Genomic DNA, 14,406 nt, shown 5'->3' with positions numbered 1-14,406 from the left:
TTAGCTTTCCCGTTTTTTAAAACTACAGAATATAAAATTCTGAGATGTATTGAATGGGGTTATGTGCTCTTCAGTAATGCACTTAAGTTTATCAAAATTATCTTCCAGTTTCAGAGATAAAGACTGCTCATCGTATTGTATAATCTCGAGACCGCTACATTTTGTTGGTCCGTCAACAGAAAATGTTCCGATAGTCATATAGCCAGTAACATATTGTTCAGCAATGCTGGCGTATTTTGCAATTTGTTCCGGTGTTGTCAGAAAATGAAAGGTAGCCCTGTCATGCCATATATCATAATGGGTTTCAGGCTCAAAACTGGTAATGTCACTTACAATCCATTTAACTCTTTCGGCATCTTCTCCCAGACGTTCTTTTGCTCTTTCCAGTGCTTTTGCCGAAATATCCAGTACAGAAATATTTTCATAACCTTCACGAAGCAGAAAGTCAACTAAATTACTGTCCCCGCCACCAATGTCAATTATTGATGCGGTTTTATCCAATCCAAATGAATGTATAAAATCCAAAGATGTTTTCGGGACTTCCTGTGTCCAACTTACCTGATCCGGATTTTTGGTTTCATAGACTGTTTCCCAATGATTTTTTCTTGTTGAATCTTCCATGCCATCTAATCTTGATAAATCAAATGTACGGAATCCGATAAAAGTATAAACTAAAAAAGTGATTGTTCTCCTCTTTCCATTTCCAGAAGATATTTCTTTCGCCAGATACCACCGCCATAACCGGTTAGGCTTCCGTCCGAGCCAATAACTCTGTGACACGGAATAAGGATAGAAATTCTGTTCATACCGTTGGCATTGGCAACAGCACGGACGCTTTCAGGACTATGGATAGCAATAGCCTGTTCTTTATAAGATTTTGTGATACCATAAGGGATATCCTGAAGAATTTTCCATACTTTATTCTGAAACTCTGATCCTAATGGATGTAAAGGAACTGAGAATGTTGTTCTTTTTCTGGAAAAGTATTCCTGAAGTTGATTTTCCAGTTCTTTGAAGAATTTGTTATATCCCTGTACAACTATAGCATTATGAATCTTTGCAATCGCTTTTAGCTCAGTTTCCAACATCTTCCGGTCGCTAAATTCCAACAAACAGATGCCTTTATCAGTAGCACAGGCAATCATAGTTCCCAGAGGTGTTTCAATTCTGTGGAGATCGATAATATTCTGTTCTTTTCCTTTTTTGGGAGATACACCAAAGATGTTTTTAAAAGAATCCCCAAATCCGCTTAAAGATTCAAAGCCTGCATCGTATGCAGAATGTGTGATACTTTCACCACTTTGGATTTTTTTGAAAGCAGAATTTATTCTGAACATCCTCTGGTAAGCATGAAAAGTGATTCCATAATTTTTCAGAAACCATCTCCGTATGCTGCTGGGCTCTGTTCCCCGATTTTTGAGATCAAAATCCTTAAATTTCAGAGAAGGATCCTGCTGAAGCTCATCCATTATTTTTTGAATGTCTTCAGGAACCTGATGGAGTTGTTCCATAGGTTTACACACTTTGCATGGTCTGTAGCCACTGGTAATACAGTCTTTCACGTTTGTGAAAAATTCTACATTTTCTATTTTAGGCTTTCGTGCGGTACAGGAAGGCCTGCAAAATATGCCGGTTGTTTTTACAGCCGTAAAAAATATACCTTCAAAAGAGATATCTTTAGAAACAATTGCCTTGTACATAACATCTTTGGTCAGTTCCATAATTTTAATTTTATACAAAGTTATCGGGTACAATAGCAGACAGACAACCGAAAAATTAACAGGTATTTTTTGCAGATAAATTTATACTGCTTTTTCTTGCCAAAGATATATTATTAACAAAGAATCTAATGCTTACCAGTAAGGCATTTTAATGCAACCTCACCATTAGCCAACGGTACTATTCCGGAAAAAAAGAATTCCTGTCTGTCATAATTTCCTTTAAATAACGGAATACCATCTCCTAAAATTACGGGATATAAAATAATATGGTATTCATCTATAAGGTCAAATGGTAATATAGACTGAAATAGTGCCGGACTCCCGAAGATAACAATAGATTTACCTTTTTTCTGTTTTAGTTTTTTTATGTACTCTGGTATATCTTTATGAATAATTGCTGTACTCTTATCAGGAGATGCTATTGTTGTTGAGGCAATTACTTTTCGGGTAGAGTTGTACCATGTAGAATAGCGGACTTCAGAAGGACTGGCTTCCGGATTTTTGAACGCATATGGCCAGTAAGTATTCAGTAGCTGAAAGGTTGTTCGTCCTGCAAGAATTGTATCAGCATCTTCGGCAATGCTGCAAACATAATCCAGGTTATTACTACCGGGATTTAAACCATCAAAACTTCCGTCTGTATTGGCAATATAGCCATCCAGCGATGTGTGAACAATGAAAATTAACTTACGCATAACAGATATTTTTTTGAGATAATAAAATTATTCAATATCAGATTCAACTTATATTGTCTTATGGCAAGAATTTAATTTTGTTTGCTGATTTACAATAGATAACCTGTCTTAATCAAAGAAATATTAAATAATCATTTTAAAATATACCAATTGGTATATTTTGTTTGTATATTTGTCTTGCAATTTTGAGAGGAGATGAATAAAGCTGAAAAAACAAAACTATTTATTATCGAAAAAACAGCTCCGGTGTTTAATACAAAGGGATATGCCGCTACATCGTTATCGGATATCACGGAAGTTACCGGATTGTCTAAAGGTAGTATTTACGGAAATTTTGATAGTAAGGATGAGGTAGTAACAGAGGCATTTAAATACAATGCTGCACTTTTATATAAAGGATTTGAAGAAGCTATGCGTACTGCGAAAAATGCTTATCTGCGCCTGCGTGCATTTGTTAATTTTTACAGAGACAATTGGAATCAGATATACAGTATCGGCGGATGTCCAATGCTGAATGCTGCTACGGAAGCAGACGATCATTTGTTATTTCTTCAGGAAATTGTGAAGAAATATTTTATGATCTGGCACAAAAGAATTGTTCGTGTTATAGAAGAAGGAAAGGCTGAAGCGACTTTCAGAGCGGATACCAATGCGGAACAGTATGCTTATACTATTATGATGCTGATAGAAGGAGGTGTATTATTGTCCAGAACCTTGGGAAGTACAACGCAACTGAATATCGCACTGGACCGTATTTTGAAAATTATTGACGAAGAAATAAAGGTTTAATTTTTTTAATTAAAAATATACCGATTGGTATATTATGAAAATTTGATATGGAAAATGTTTTTATTGTAGCAGCTAAACGTACTCCTGTTGGCGGACTGCTTGGTAGCCTGACATCTTACACTGCTACTCAGTTAGGCGCTTTGGTTATCAAAGCCATTTATAATGAAGTACAAATACCTGAATCTGCTGTAGACAGTGTGTATTTAGGAAACGTTCTGAGCGCAGGTGTCGGTCAGTCTCCGGCACGTCAGGCCGCTCGTTTTGCTGGTGTTCCGGATGATAAAGATGCAACAACTATTAATAAAGTATGTGCTGCAGGTTTAAAAGCTGTTATTTCAGGAGCTCAACAAATTCAGTTGGGTATTGATGAAGTTGTATTGGCAGGAGGAATGGAGAGTATGAGCAATACACCGCATTACATATACATGCGAAACGGAAACAAGCTTGGACATGCTGCACTTACAGATGGAATGATAAAAGATGGGTTGTGGGATGTCTATCACGATTTTCATATGGGGAATGCAGCTGAGATTGGTATCAGGCATTTTGGATTTACACGGGAAGCGCTGGATGACTACGCACTAAGTTCTTATCAGCGAGCGCAGGACGCTACACGAAATGGAAAATTTAAAAATGAAATAGTACCCGTACCTGTTCAGCATAAAAAAGAGAAAAGTTTGTTTACGGAAGATGAAGACATTTATAAAGTAATCCCCGAAAAAATACCAGGCCTGCCACCAGTATTTGAAAAAGAGGGCTTGTTAACAGCTGCTAATTCCAGTAATCTGAATGATGGTGCATCAGTGCTCCTGTTGGCTTCGGAAGATGCTGTAGCAAAATATAACCTGAAACCTTTAGCTAAAATTATTGGTTATGCGGATGCCGCACAAGCTCCGGAATGGTTTACCACTACACCGGCAGTAGCAATACCTAAAGCTCTAAAAAGAGCCGGACTGCAATTAGAGGACATCGATTACTATGAAATTAATGAAGCTTATGCCTCGGTAATTCTTTCTATGGAAAAACTGTTGGGAATTTCTCCGGACAAAATTAATGTTTATGGTGGCGCGGTCGCTATCGGTCACCCAATAGGTGCTTCAGGAGCAAGGATACTAACGACTCTTACTCACGTATTACAACAGGAAAACGGGAAATATGGTGTAGCAGCTATCTGTAATGGTGGCGGAGGAGCAAGTGCTATAGTAATAGAGAAAATGTAAAAAAGAAGTAAAATAAACTTGGATATGGAAAGTTATGATGTTGCCGTTATAGGATCAGGTCCCGGAGGATATGTTGCAGCGATAAGAAGTGCGCAATTAGGGTATCGGACATTACTGGTAGAAAAATATAATAGTCTGGGTGGTACCTGTACCAATGTAGGGTGTATTCCTACAAAAGCTTTATTGGATAGTACCCATCATTATTCTGATGCGTTAAAGAAATTTAGTCAGCATGGGATTAATTTGGAAACTATCGGACTGGACTTTGAACAAATGTTCCGAAGAAAAGCAGATGTTGTACAAAAAAACACAGAAGGGCTGGAATTTCTGATGAAAAAAAATAGTATTACCCGAGTAACAGGTACAGCTACTTTTGTGGATGACTCAACTATTGAAATTCTGCATGAAGGTAATACGCAAAAAGTAACTTCTAAAAATTTTATTATTGCTACAGGCTCTAAGCCTTCGGCTTTATCGGGGATTAGTATAGATAAAGAAAGAATTATAACTTCTACAGAAGCATTGTCATTGAAAGAGCTTCCTAAAAGCATGGTAATTATTGGTGGCGGAGTAATTGGTGTAGAAATGGCTTCTATTTTTAACAGATTAGGAACTGAAGTAAGTATTCTGGAATATGCAGATCATCTTATTTCTGCAATGGATCATGAGCTTGGGAAAACCTTACAAAAAATACTGAAGAAAGATGGAATAGATATCCGCTTGCAGCAAGCTGTTTATCAAGCTGAGAACCTTGGTGATCATACAAAAGTATATTTCAGAGACAAAAGCGGAATGGAAAATTCTCTGGAAGCAGATTATATATTAGTGGCGGTAGGACGAAAACCATACACGGAAAATCTTGGACTTGAAAACACAGGAGTGAAGCTGGATGAGCGCGGCTTTATTATAACCGATGAAAAGTTACAAACCTCGGTTCCCGGGATATATGCTATAGGTGATGTAATCGGTGGTGCAATGTTGGCACACAAAGCTGAGGAGGAAGGTGTTTTTGTCGCAGAAACCATCGATGGACAAAAACCCCATATTCATTATGGACGTATTCCTTCTGTAGTTTATACATGGCCTGAGGTAGCATCCGTAGGTGCGACAGAAGAAGAGCTGAAGAAAAATAATATTGACTATCAATCTGGAAAATTTCCATTCTCAGCCAGTGCAAGGGCCAGAGCTTCTATGGATATGGAAGGATTTGCAAAAGTATTGGTTGATCCTAAATACGGTGAAATTCTTGGTGTGCATATTATTGGTCCACGGGCTGCCGACAGTATAGCTCAGGCAGTAGTAGCATTGGAATATGAAGTAACAGCAAAAGATATGTTCAGTATTTCATATGCACATCCAACTTATACAGAAGTACTAAAAGAAGCTTACATGTTGGCTTACGGCCAGCCCGCAATTAATATCTAAAAGACCGAAGGTCAATACATTATTAATTATTGAAATGAACCCTAATTAAGATCCAAATTTCTCGGATATATTTAAGTACAAAAGAATAATAGTAGTAAGTTAAAGTAGATTAAATTGTAAAAAGAGAGGCTATTCGCAGCCTCTCTTTTGTTTATCCTTTAATAAGAAGTTATTTTTCTATAATCATCGTCACTCCTTGTCCACGGGCCGCACAAATAGAAATAAATCCTTTTCCGCTGCCTTTTTCGTTCAGGAGCTTTGCCAGAGTAGCAATAATTCGTCCGCCGGTAGCTGCAAATGGATGAGCTGTTGCGAGGCTTCCACCCTTTACATTCAGCTTTTCAGGGTCAACTTTTCCTAAAGCATCTTGTAAGCCAAACTGCAAAGCCAATTCTTTTGTTTCCCATATTTTGAGTGTTGCCAGAATTTGAGCTGCAAAAGCTTCATGAATTTCATAATAATCAAAGTCCTCCAATTTTATGTCAACTTTCTTCAGCATTCTGTCAGCAGCAAATACAGGTGCTAAGAGTAAATTCTGTCTGTTTTGTACATATTCAATTCCGGCAAGTTCTGCATGGGTGATATAGGCAAGAATCGGAAGTCCGTTTGCTATTGCCCATTCCTCACTGGCTAATAATACTGCTGATGCTCCATCGGTAAACGGAGTAGAATTACCGGCAGTAAGTGTTCCGTCTTTTTTATCGAAAGCTGGTTTTAGTGTTGCGAGTTTCTCCATGCTGGTATCTCTACGCAGATTGTTATCTTCTTTTACGTTCAGATAAGGACTAATCATATCTTCATAGAATCCTTCATCATAGGCTTTGGCCAATTTCTGATGACTTTTGAAAGATAAAGCATCCTGTTCCTGTCGGGAAATCTGATAATATTTGGCTGTTAACTCAGTATGTTCTCCCATTACCAGTCCGGTTTCAGGTTCCTGTCCCTTGTAGGGGATAGGGAACCAGTCTTTTATTGATGGTTTTAGTAATTGTTTTATTTTTCCAAAAGTACTTTTCTCTTTATTGGCGTCCAGTAAAGCCTTTCTTAGTTTAAGACTGCTTTCAAACGGAATATTACTCATTACCTCTACACCACAGGCTATACCGCATTTTATTTGCCCCAAAGCAATTTTATTAGCAATATAGATAGCAGCTTCAATTCCGGTATCACAGGCTTGCTGGAGATCGCAGCCAGGAGTTGCCGGATCCAGATTTGTTTTCATTACAGTTTCCCGGATCAGATTACTCTCAGAAATATGTTTAATAACAGCGCCGCCGGCAACTTCACCTAATAACTTGCCCTGAAGGTGGTATTTGTTAATAAGCCCCTGAAGAGCAGAAAGAAGCAGGTCCTGATTGGTTGCATCGGAGAAAACGGTATTATATCTTACAAATGGAGTTCTGTTATAGCCGATTATTGCAACTTTTTTAGCATTCATGTTATTCTTTTTGAAACGTATTAAAGTTACGAAAAAAATACCAACTGGTATTTTTTTTCAATGTTGTTTTATCCGTTTAATGCAGCAAAAGAATACAGCTTCCCCTAATAACTTTCAGTTGATTCTCTATATTTTTCCATAAGCGGATATAGCGGTATTTTTCTTCAAAATATACTCCTTGGAATTTTCCTTTTAGCATTATGGTCAGTGTAATTACAGCTGTGTCTTCTATAATATTCAAACTTTCTGTTTTCGGGATAAACTCTTCCACTTCTATTATCCCGTCCTTATAATTTTTTAGATTCTGTTCTTTTGTGATAATCTCTCCATTAGGAAGAATGAATAACAAATCATCATGAAGTAAGAGATCGAGCATCTGAATATCACTTTCTTTTATGGCTTTTTATAATTTGCTTTCACATGCTACAATATTTTCTTCCGAAGGCTCAGAAGAAAATGTAGTATTACCAATAAAAGATACAAGGCTGGGCATGGGTGATAATAGTGGTTAGATTATAATATCTGTTGAAGTCTAATGTACTGAAGCAGCATGATGGTTTTAGCATCCTTTATTTCCCCTGTTGTTATCATGTCCATTGCTTGGTCAATATCTATTTCCAGTACTTCAATATTTTCTTCCTCTTCTTCCAGGCCACCACCTTCGGCAACTTTCATGTCTTTTGAATATTCAGCAATAAAAAAATACAGAATCTCAGTCACTGATCCTGGTGACATATAGGCTTCAAAAACTTTGCGTACATCTTTTACTTTGTAGCCAGTTTCTTCTTCTGTTTCTCTGCGGATACAGTCTTCAGGATTATCCTGATCTAAAAGTCCGGCGCAGGTTTCAATGAGCATACCGGTTTTATTTCCATTGAGGTAAGTAGGCAGTCTGAATTGTCTTGTCAGAACAACAGTTCTGGTATCTTTATTATAGAGGAGGATAGTTGCACCATTACCTCTGTCATAGGCTTCTCTGCTTTGGGTTTGGATGCTGCCATCTTCTTTGGTGTATTCAAAGGTTACTTTTCTTAGTACATACCAATTATCAGATAAAATCTCGGTGTTAGTAATCTTTACGTCCGGAGTCATTTTTTTGTATTGTTTAGATGGAACTAACATACAAAGAAATAAAGAATTAGAGGGCTTTTGGAACGGATTTTTTTTTGTGAAATTCATCCTGTATTTTATACATTATATCCTGTCGGAAATACAATTAATCAAAAAAATAACCGGGAAAGAAATGAATAATCATTTTTCTCCCGGTTAATCCTCTTTATTTTTTCTTCTAAAACGTGGCTGAAAGACGTTTTTTTCTTAATCTATAATTCCAAAGTGTTTTAGTGCTTTCAGGATACCGTCATTATCAACATCATCTGTTATATAATCTGCAATCTCTTTTACCTCCGGATTGGCATTTCCCATAGCAACTCCCAGGGCAACATGCTTCAGCATAGTAATGTCATTTCCTCCATCACCAAATGCCATCGTTTGGGAAACGTTTATTCCGTAATGTTTACAAAATACTTCTATACCAACTTGCTTGCTTTGTCCACTAGGATTAACGTCTGCAAATAGGGGAGACCATCTGGAAGCAATTGAGTCCGGCATTACCTGAGCCATAAACGCGGGCTCTTCTTCAGATGAAATGAAAATATTACCCTGAAGTACATTTTCAATGTCCGTGTTAGACATATCTACCAACGGTGGTATTGGAAGGTTGAGGTGTGCATACATACCGGCTATTTCCGGAGTTACATCATGAATGAAATTACCGTGTTCCGACATCAGAGAAAAGCTTAAAGGATTGTTGTCTGCATAATCCAGTAATGCTTTTACATCATTGGGATTAATGCATTTTTTAAACAATACTTCGCCTTCTTTGGTAATACAATAGCCTCCATTATAGGTAATAAAACCATCGAAATCCAGATATCTGATGTGTCCAATATCGTTATAAGAACGCCCGGTAGAAACAAAAACATGAATGCCTTTTTCTTTCAAAATTTGGATGGCTTCTTCTGTGGAAGCCGAAACTTTGTGCGTTTTAAAGCTTAGCAGGGTCCCGTCAATATCGAAGAAAACTGCTTTAATGTCATTAGTATTTGTTGAATCGTTTATTAGTTGATTCATAATTTTAAAATATTATCGTTAATGTTACTTTCTTAGAACTTATTGTTAATTAACAGGAAATAAGTAATGCCGTTTTTACACGATTAATATTTACAAAGACTTCATACTAAAGGTTTGTAATATTATTAAAAACAATTCAGGAATTATTCAGAAATAGCTGACGGTCCAGTACTTCCAATTCCTGTGGAGTAGGTTGGTTCTTAGGATCTATGAACTCTTTAAAATCAGGTGTGTCATCACAAAAAATAATATCAAAAGAAAAACGGTTTCTACCGTACAATCCTCTATGAATCATATTTGCAGAAAATACTAACAAGTCCCCGCGGTCCAGGCTTATAACTTTTCCTCTTTCCAAGCCATCGCCCGGTTTTCGGCCGTTCAAAGATAATCTGGTTTCTGATTCTTCCGGCAGATCCCAGTTTTTATGAGTTCCCGGAACGAGTTCAATACCTAATTCAGGTTTGAATGGAATTCTGAAATGTACAACGTTTTGGTGTTGGATAGCTTCTTTTTGATCATCAATGCTAAGTCCCGTATACTGAATGTCGCGGTGCCAGTAATTTTGCTGCAGCGGATTGAACGGATCAAAAAATAGCTGAGTATTCAGGAATACAGCTTTAGCCGGAAAAATAGAACTAACAATGTTTTTTATTTTTTCCTGAGTTATAAAACGAAATATTGTAAGCCGCTCCTGTTCGTTAATAAACTCACCGGATGTTATACTATGGCTATTGATAGAGCCATTTTTATAACCTTCTGCATTGACAGCCAGCCAACTTTTATGAAATTTTTTAAGGATACGTTCTGTCTCCTGCAGTTTGGTCTCTGCAAAAAAATTTTCAAAGTGAATATAGCCGGAATCATTATAGTCGTTATGCTGCATTGTGATGTCGTGATTTTGAATAAGGTTATACAAAAACCTAACCTCTTTCAAATATACAATAAATCTTTTCCTTTTGCAGGCATAGAATTTTAAGTTCTGTTAATTTAGTAAATTATTGATTATTAGATTGTAATATTTATGTTTTGACTACTATTCTTTAACGTGCATATTTCTCAATAATAGTTTCAGTAACCGGTCGTAGTGTCGCTCCGTTCTTGGGGTTGGTCCCTTTTCTGTTGATGGTAGTAAAGAAATCTACGTGGTTCCAGCGTTTAGAATACCATATTTTATCTAATGCATTTTCTATTGTCAAAGTATCCGGTCTGGTAATTTTTTTAAAATAGTTGAGCTCTGTAGAATCTATAGGAATAATGAGACGGTGTGGGTTCTTGTCTTCACATACAGTAGCAGTGTACGTGCTGTCATTCCAATACATGCATTCTTTTTTAGGTTCGACCCCTCCTATGAGATGTATAATACTATCAGTTATAGATTCATTCCTAAGTAGGCCACTTTTCTGTCGAATAAAACCAACACCACCAATAAAGGTTCCAAGTAAAAGAATAATTCCTATAATTCCCATATTACTTTTCTTTTGAAAAAAATCAGGGAGGGTTAAAAGAGGCTTATTTACAATGTTAATAACTATTTTAGAGATTGTATGATTTATTGAATATTCAATAGTTCTCCATTCTGAACAATACTCTTTAAAAGTATTATATCCGAGATATTTACTCAGGTCATCTAATATATTGGTCTTTATATTATAATCTCCATTTTCTTCCTTTACTATTGCCTTATAATAGTTTTCAAAAGCTTTATAACTCAACTGAATTTTATAATCATCTTTAAATGTTCTTTCAAGATACTTAGTAATGCCACTAAATGAAATTTCTGTTGTCTCACTAGAAGCCTTTTCGTAGATATCTTCAAGCAATTTTTTCTTTTGGGCTAAAAATTTCGCCATACTTCTAAAATTTTACTGGCAAAATAGAATATCCGTTGTTAAAAAAAATACGGTTTTCCGTACAAAATAGCTGAAAAACTTTCCAAAAACTTTCCAAGAACTTTCTAACCCTTGCCTTGTGCTTTGCTTTTACTTTGCCATAGAAATCAGTGAGAAACAAAACTTATAAAAACCAAAGTACAAAACTGATTTTTAAAATGGCCGGATAAAACGGAGTGTAAATCTCTGGGTTGGGAAGCAGAATTTGCTCCTCCGTTTTTGAAAGCCCACTTCCCAAAAATTTAAGAAGCGCTTCTTTTTTAAACAATGTGTACAGCTCGTGGTAAATCACGAGAGGAAGAAAAACTATGCAAATTTTAAATTTTTGAAACAATGTTACAGCTTATATTAATGCTATTAGGATTAGCATTTCCAAACAATAATACACCTGCACCAGTAAACTACCCAACTACTATTTCTGCTTATGGAGCAGATGGAGACCAAACAGATCCGGGGGGAGATACTGGAGGAGATGAGGGACAAACACCACCACCTAAAAAATAGTTTAACTTATAATTGAATTTTAGAACTATGAAAAAGTCAGATAATTTATAATTTCTGACTTTTTCTGTATAAATTTAACAATGCTGGTATTTACGCTTTGGTATAGCTTTTTTTATTATTTTTGAGAAAAAACGTATTGAAAAATTCTACCATTTTATTCTTATTTCTAATAATATTATCCTGTACTAATACGAAAGAAAATGTAAAAGTTAATAGAGGATATTATGATAAAGCTTATGAATTTTTAGAAACTTCTCAAAAAGATAGTGCTTTTGTATATTTTAACAAAGCAAAAGAAATTTTTATCCAGAATAAAAGAGACTACTCACTTGCGGGAAATTGTTTAGTTAATATGGGTATTATACAGTATGAAAGTGGTGATTTTTACGGAGCACAAGAAACTGCATTGTCTGCAATTAAATATCTTAATGAAAAAGATAAAGAAGATTTTTTTGATATATCTTCTAATTATAATAATCTGGGGATTATTAACAGGAATCTTGAAAATTATAATAAAGCTATTGAATTTTATAATCTTGCCATGAAATTTTCATTAGAAGATACTAATAAACAAGTGTATCTAAATAATATAGCATATGCTTATGGAGAGCAAAAAAAATATAAAGAAGCTTTAAAGATATATAATCAGATATTTAAAAAAGATAATAAAAACAATAAAGAGTATTCCAGAGCATTAACCAATCAGGCTAAAATGAGATGGCTCCAAAATCCTAATTATAATCCTATTCCAGAGTTGAAAGAAGCTATGGATATGAGATTGAAGGAAAAAGATCTTTGGGGGCAAAATTCAAGTTATGCGCATCTGGCTGATTATTATACTCAAAAAAAAACCGACTCTGCACTAATCTATGCAACAAAAATGTACAGTGTAGCTAAAACACTTAAAAGCCCTGATGATCAAATCGAAGCACTTCAGAAATTAATTGTTCTTGAAAATCCGGAGAAATCTAAACAATACTTTTTAACCTATCAGAAGCTAAATGACAGTTTGCAGACCGCCAGAAGTAAGGCTAAAAATCAGTTTGCCTTGATCCGTTACGAAACGGAAAAAAATAAAGCTAATTTTCAAAAGGCCCAGGCAGATAATGTGAAAAAACAAAATCAGATATTAAAACAGTATGCAGGGTTAGGAGCTTTAGGACTGATATTGATTGGGACTGGGTTCTGGTATAAGAGAAGAAGAAAAAGACTAGAAAAAGAAAAAGAACTGGAAGTCAAAAATACGGAGCTGAGGTATTCTAAAAAAGTACATGATAAAGTTGCTAACAAGGTGTATAGAGTAATGTCGGAGGTAGAAAACACACCGGAGATAGAAAAAGAAGTGCTATTGGATAGACTGGAAAATATTTATGAAATCTCTCGGGATATTTCATACGACCACGAACCTACAGATGAAAAACATTTAGTAGAAATGTTGGAATCTTATTCCTCACAGGATGATGTACAGCTTGTTAAGGTCGGAATACCGGAAATAGGATGGGATACTTTTAATAAAGATATTCAGTCAGAGGTGTTCAATGTATTACAAGAGCTTATGACTAATATGAAAAAGCATAGCAAGGCAACCCGTGTTGTTATCAAAATGAGCCGAATTAATCAGGAAATCACTATCCGTTATATGGATAATGGTGTTGGCAGTGAAACCTTCTCTCCGAAAAATGGAATTAAAAATACGGGAAACCGTATGGAAGCTATCGGCGGGACTATTACTTTTGACGCAATAAGTAGTGAAGGCTTTAAAGCTGAGCTAAAATTTTCTGTTCAATAAAAATACCAATTCAAGATGTTTAAAAAAATCCTTGTTGCTGAAGATTATGAAAGTTCCAATATTTCTGTAGAGAAAGCATTGGAAGACCTGAAAACAGAACAACCCAGATATGTTTATTATTGTGATGATGCATTGCAACGTGTACAAATGGCAATGCATGAAAAACAGCCTTTCGAGCTGTTAATCACTGATTTGTCTTTTGATGAGGATCATCGGGAACAAAATATTAAAAGTGGTGCTGAGCTTATCGAGGCTGTGAAAAAGATACAACCCAATATAAAGATTATTGTTTTCTCAATAGAGAAAAAACCGAATATAATAGATGACCTTTTCCGTAAATATGAAATCAATGGCTATGTGTCCAAAGGCAGAGAAGATACAAAGGAACTGAAGAAAGCCATAAAAGCTGTTTATAATAACGAGAAGCACATTTCGTTGAATCTTAAAAAGTCTATAAAAGATAAAAACTCATATGAGTTTACTTCATATGATATTACTTTGGTGGATTTACTTTGTCAGGGAATGCGGCAGCAAGCGATATCGGATCATCTTAAAGATAGTGGAGTCCGTCCTTCCAGTTTAAGCAGCGTGGAAAAAAGGCTAAACGGTCTGAAAGAATCCTTAAATGTAAATACAACCGAACAAGTAGTTGCTATTTTCAAAGATATGGGGTTGATATAAGTACGAAGTTAGAAATTAGAAGTGGGAAATTAGAAAACTGATTTATTATAAACCTTTCAAAGATGATTTGAAAGGTTTTTTCATTTTACGGTTTTCCGTAAGGAAAGCTTTTGCCGGCTATC

Annotated in this window: 15 protein-coding genes; 6 read left to right on the top strand and 9 right to left on the bottom strand. The window is 35.7% G+C overall.

Going from position 1 to position 14,406, the window contains the following annotated elements:
• The 3 genes from C8J95_RS14045 to C8J95_RS14035 all read right to left on the bottom strand — a co-directional run bounded on the left by C8J95_RS14045 (position 1) and on the right by C8J95_RS14035 (position 2,416).
• Positions 1–621: a trans-aconitate 2-methyltransferase gene (locus C8J95_RS14045; RefSeq protein WP_107809075.1), complete on the bottom strand. Its 621-nt coding sequence runs from the start codon at positions 619–621 to the stop codon at positions 1–3.
• A gap of 50 nt (positions 622–671) precedes the next feature.
• Positions 672–1,721, bottom strand: a complete 1,050-nt coding sequence (locus tag C8J95_RS14040) for a bifunctional transcriptional activator/DNA repair enzyme AdaA (RefSeq protein WP_185124614.1) — start codon at positions 1,719–1,721, stop codon at positions 672–674.
• A gap of 125 nt (positions 1,722–1,846) precedes the next feature.
• A complete protein-coding gene (locus tag C8J95_RS14035) occupies positions 1,847–2,416 on the bottom strand; it encodes a dihydrofolate reductase family protein (protein ID WP_107809076.1) in 570 nt (189 codons plus the stop codon).
• 195 nt (positions 2,417–2,611) lie between these two features.
• Between C8J95_RS14035 and C8J95_RS14030 the strand changes: the two genes are divergently transcribed.
• The 3 genes from C8J95_RS14030 to lpdA are packed head-to-tail and all read left to right on the top strand — an operon-like array spanning position 2,612 to position 5,850.
• Positions 2,612–3,205: a TetR/AcrR family transcriptional regulator gene (locus C8J95_RS14030; protein ID WP_107809077.1), complete on the top strand. Its 594-nt coding sequence runs from the start codon at positions 2,612–2,614 to the stop codon at positions 3,203–3,205.
• Between the two features lie 47 nt (positions 3,206–3,252).
• Positions 3,253–4,425, top strand: coding sequence for an acetyl-CoA C-acyltransferase (locus C8J95_RS14025; protein WP_107809078.1), 1,173 nt, complete (start codon positions 3,253–3,255; stop codon positions 4,423–4,425).
• Positions 4,426–4,449: 24 nt separating this feature from the next.
• Positions 4,450–5,850 (top strand): dihydrolipoyl dehydrogenase, encoded by a 1,401-nt coding sequence (gene lpdA / locus C8J95_RS14020; RefSeq protein WP_107809079.1) that lies wholly within the window; start codon positions 4,450–4,452, stop codon positions 5,848–5,850.
• A 169-nt stretch (positions 5,851–6,019) separates the two neighbouring features.
• On the opposite strand, the gene C8J95_RS14015 is transcribed toward lpdA, so the two are convergent.
• The 6 genes from C8J95_RS14015 to C8J95_RS13990 form a co-directional block, all read right to left on the bottom strand.
• Positions 6,020–7,288, bottom strand: a complete 1,269-nt coding sequence (locus C8J95_RS14015; protein WP_107809080.1) for an acetyl-CoA C-acetyltransferase — start codon at positions 7,286–7,288, stop codon at positions 6,020–6,022.
• Positions 7,289–7,364: 76 nt separating this feature from the next.
• Positions 7,365–7,685 carry a nuclear transport factor 2 family protein gene (locus C8J95_RS14010; RefSeq protein ID WP_255412823.1) on the bottom strand — a complete coding sequence of 107 codons (321 nt, stop codon included), beginning with the start codon at positions 7,683–7,685 and terminating at the stop codon, positions 7,365–7,367.
• A 116-nt stretch (positions 7,686–7,801) separates the two neighbouring features.
• Positions 7,802–8,380 (bottom strand): GDP-mannose pyrophosphatase NudK, encoded by a 579-nt coding sequence (nudK, locus tag C8J95_RS14005; protein ID WP_107809081.1) that lies wholly within the window; start codon positions 8,378–8,380, stop codon positions 7,802–7,804.
• A 225-nt stretch (positions 8,381–8,605) separates the two neighbouring features.
• Positions 8,606–9,421: a Cof-type HAD-IIB family hydrolase gene (locus C8J95_RS14000; RefSeq protein ID WP_107809082.1), complete on the bottom strand. Its 816-nt coding sequence runs from the start codon at positions 9,419–9,421 to the stop codon at positions 8,606–8,608.
• Positions 9,422–9,557: 136 nt separating this feature from the next.
• Positions 9,558–10,304: a phytanoyl-CoA dioxygenase family protein gene (locus C8J95_RS13995; protein WP_107809083.1), complete on the bottom strand. Its 747-nt coding sequence runs from the start codon at positions 10,302–10,304 to the stop codon at positions 9,558–9,560.
• A gap of 157 nt (positions 10,305–10,461) precedes the next feature.
• Positions 10,462–11,271: a hypothetical protein gene (locus C8J95_RS13990; protein WP_107809084.1), complete on the bottom strand. Its 810-nt coding sequence runs from the start codon at positions 11,269–11,271 to the stop codon at positions 10,462–10,464.
• Positions 11,272–11,643: 372 nt separating this feature from the next.
• Here C8J95_RS13990 and C8J95_RS18715 point away from each other — a divergent pair, with 372 nt between their 5' ends.
• The 3 genes from C8J95_RS18715 (at position 11,644) to C8J95_RS13980 (ending at position 14,284) form a co-directional block, all read left to right on the top strand.
• Positions 11,644–11,814 (top strand): hypothetical protein, encoded by a 171-nt coding sequence (locus C8J95_RS18715; RefSeq protein WP_158267944.1) that lies wholly within the window; start codon positions 11,644–11,646, stop codon positions 11,812–11,814.
• A 136-nt stretch (positions 11,815–11,950) separates the two neighbouring features.
• Positions 11,951–13,603, top strand: coding sequence for a tetratricopeptide repeat-containing sensor histidine kinase (locus C8J95_RS13985; RefSeq protein WP_146165463.1), 1,653 nt, complete (start codon positions 11,951–11,953; stop codon positions 13,601–13,603).
• A 15-nt stretch (positions 13,604–13,618) separates the two neighbouring features.
• Entirely contained in the window at positions 13,619–14,284 is a 666-nt protein-coding gene (locus tag C8J95_RS13980) for a response regulator (RefSeq protein WP_107809086.1), read from the top strand.
• The last annotated feature ends 122 nt before the right edge of the window (positions 14,285–14,406 follow it).

The sequence above is a fragment of the Elizabethkingia sp. YR214 genome, from assembly GCF_003058195.1.
Classification (GTDB): domain Bacteria; phylum Bacteroidota; class Bacteroidia; order Flavobacteriales; family Weeksellaceae; genus Elizabethkingia.
Note: the sequence above shows the minus strand (reverse complement) of the source record. Positions and strands in the feature narration are given on the sequence as shown.

Bases quoted from the DNA above. Each gene is read 5' to 3' on its own strand.
- C8J95_RS14045 (WP_107809075.1), bottom strand. From the start codon at position 621: ATGGAAGATTCAACAAGAAAAAATCATTGGGAAACAGTCTATGAAACC.
- C8J95_RS14040 (WP_185124614.1), bottom strand. From the start codon at position 1,721: ATGGAACTGACCAAAGATGTTATGTACAAGGCAATTGTTTCTAAAGAT.
- C8J95_RS14035 (WP_107809076.1), bottom strand. From the start codon at position 2,416: ATGCGTAAGTTAATTTTCATTGTTCACACATCGCTGGATGGCTATATT.
- C8J95_RS14030 (WP_107809077.1), top strand. From the start codon at position 2,612: ATGAATAAAGCTGAAAAAACAAAACTATTTATTATCGAAAAAACAGCT.
- C8J95_RS14025 (WP_107809078.1), top strand. From the start codon at position 3,253: ATGGAAAATGTTTTTATTGTAGCAGCTAAACGTACTCCTGTTGGCGGA.
- lpdA (WP_107809079.1), top strand. From the start codon at position 4,450: ATGGAAAGTTATGATGTTGCCGTTATAGGATCAGGTCCCGGAGGATAT.
- C8J95_RS14015 (WP_107809080.1), bottom strand. From the start codon at position 7,288: ATGAATGCTAAAAAAGTTGCAATAATCGGCTATAACAGAACTCCATTT.
- nudK (WP_107809081.1), bottom strand. From the start codon at position 8,380: ATGACTCCGGACGTAAAGATTACTAACACCGAGATTTTATCTGATAAT.
- C8J95_RS14000 (WP_107809082.1), bottom strand. From the start codon at position 9,421: ATGAATCAACTAATAAACGATTCAACAAATACTAATGACATTAAAGCA.
- C8J95_RS13995 (WP_107809083.1), bottom strand. From the start codon at position 10,304: ATGCAGCATAACGACTATAATGATTCCGGCTATATTCACTTTGAAAAT.
- C8J95_RS13990 (WP_107809084.1), bottom strand. From the start codon at position 11,271: ATGGCGAAATTTTTAGCCCAAAAGAAAAAATTGCTTGAAGATATCTAC.
- C8J95_RS18715 (WP_158267944.1), top strand. From the start codon at position 11,644: ATGTTACAGCTTATATTAATGCTATTAGGATTAGCATTTCCAAACAAT.
- C8J95_RS13980 (WP_107809086.1), top strand. From the start codon at position 13,619: ATGTTTAAAAAAATCCTTGTTGCTGAAGATTATGAAAGTTCCAATATT.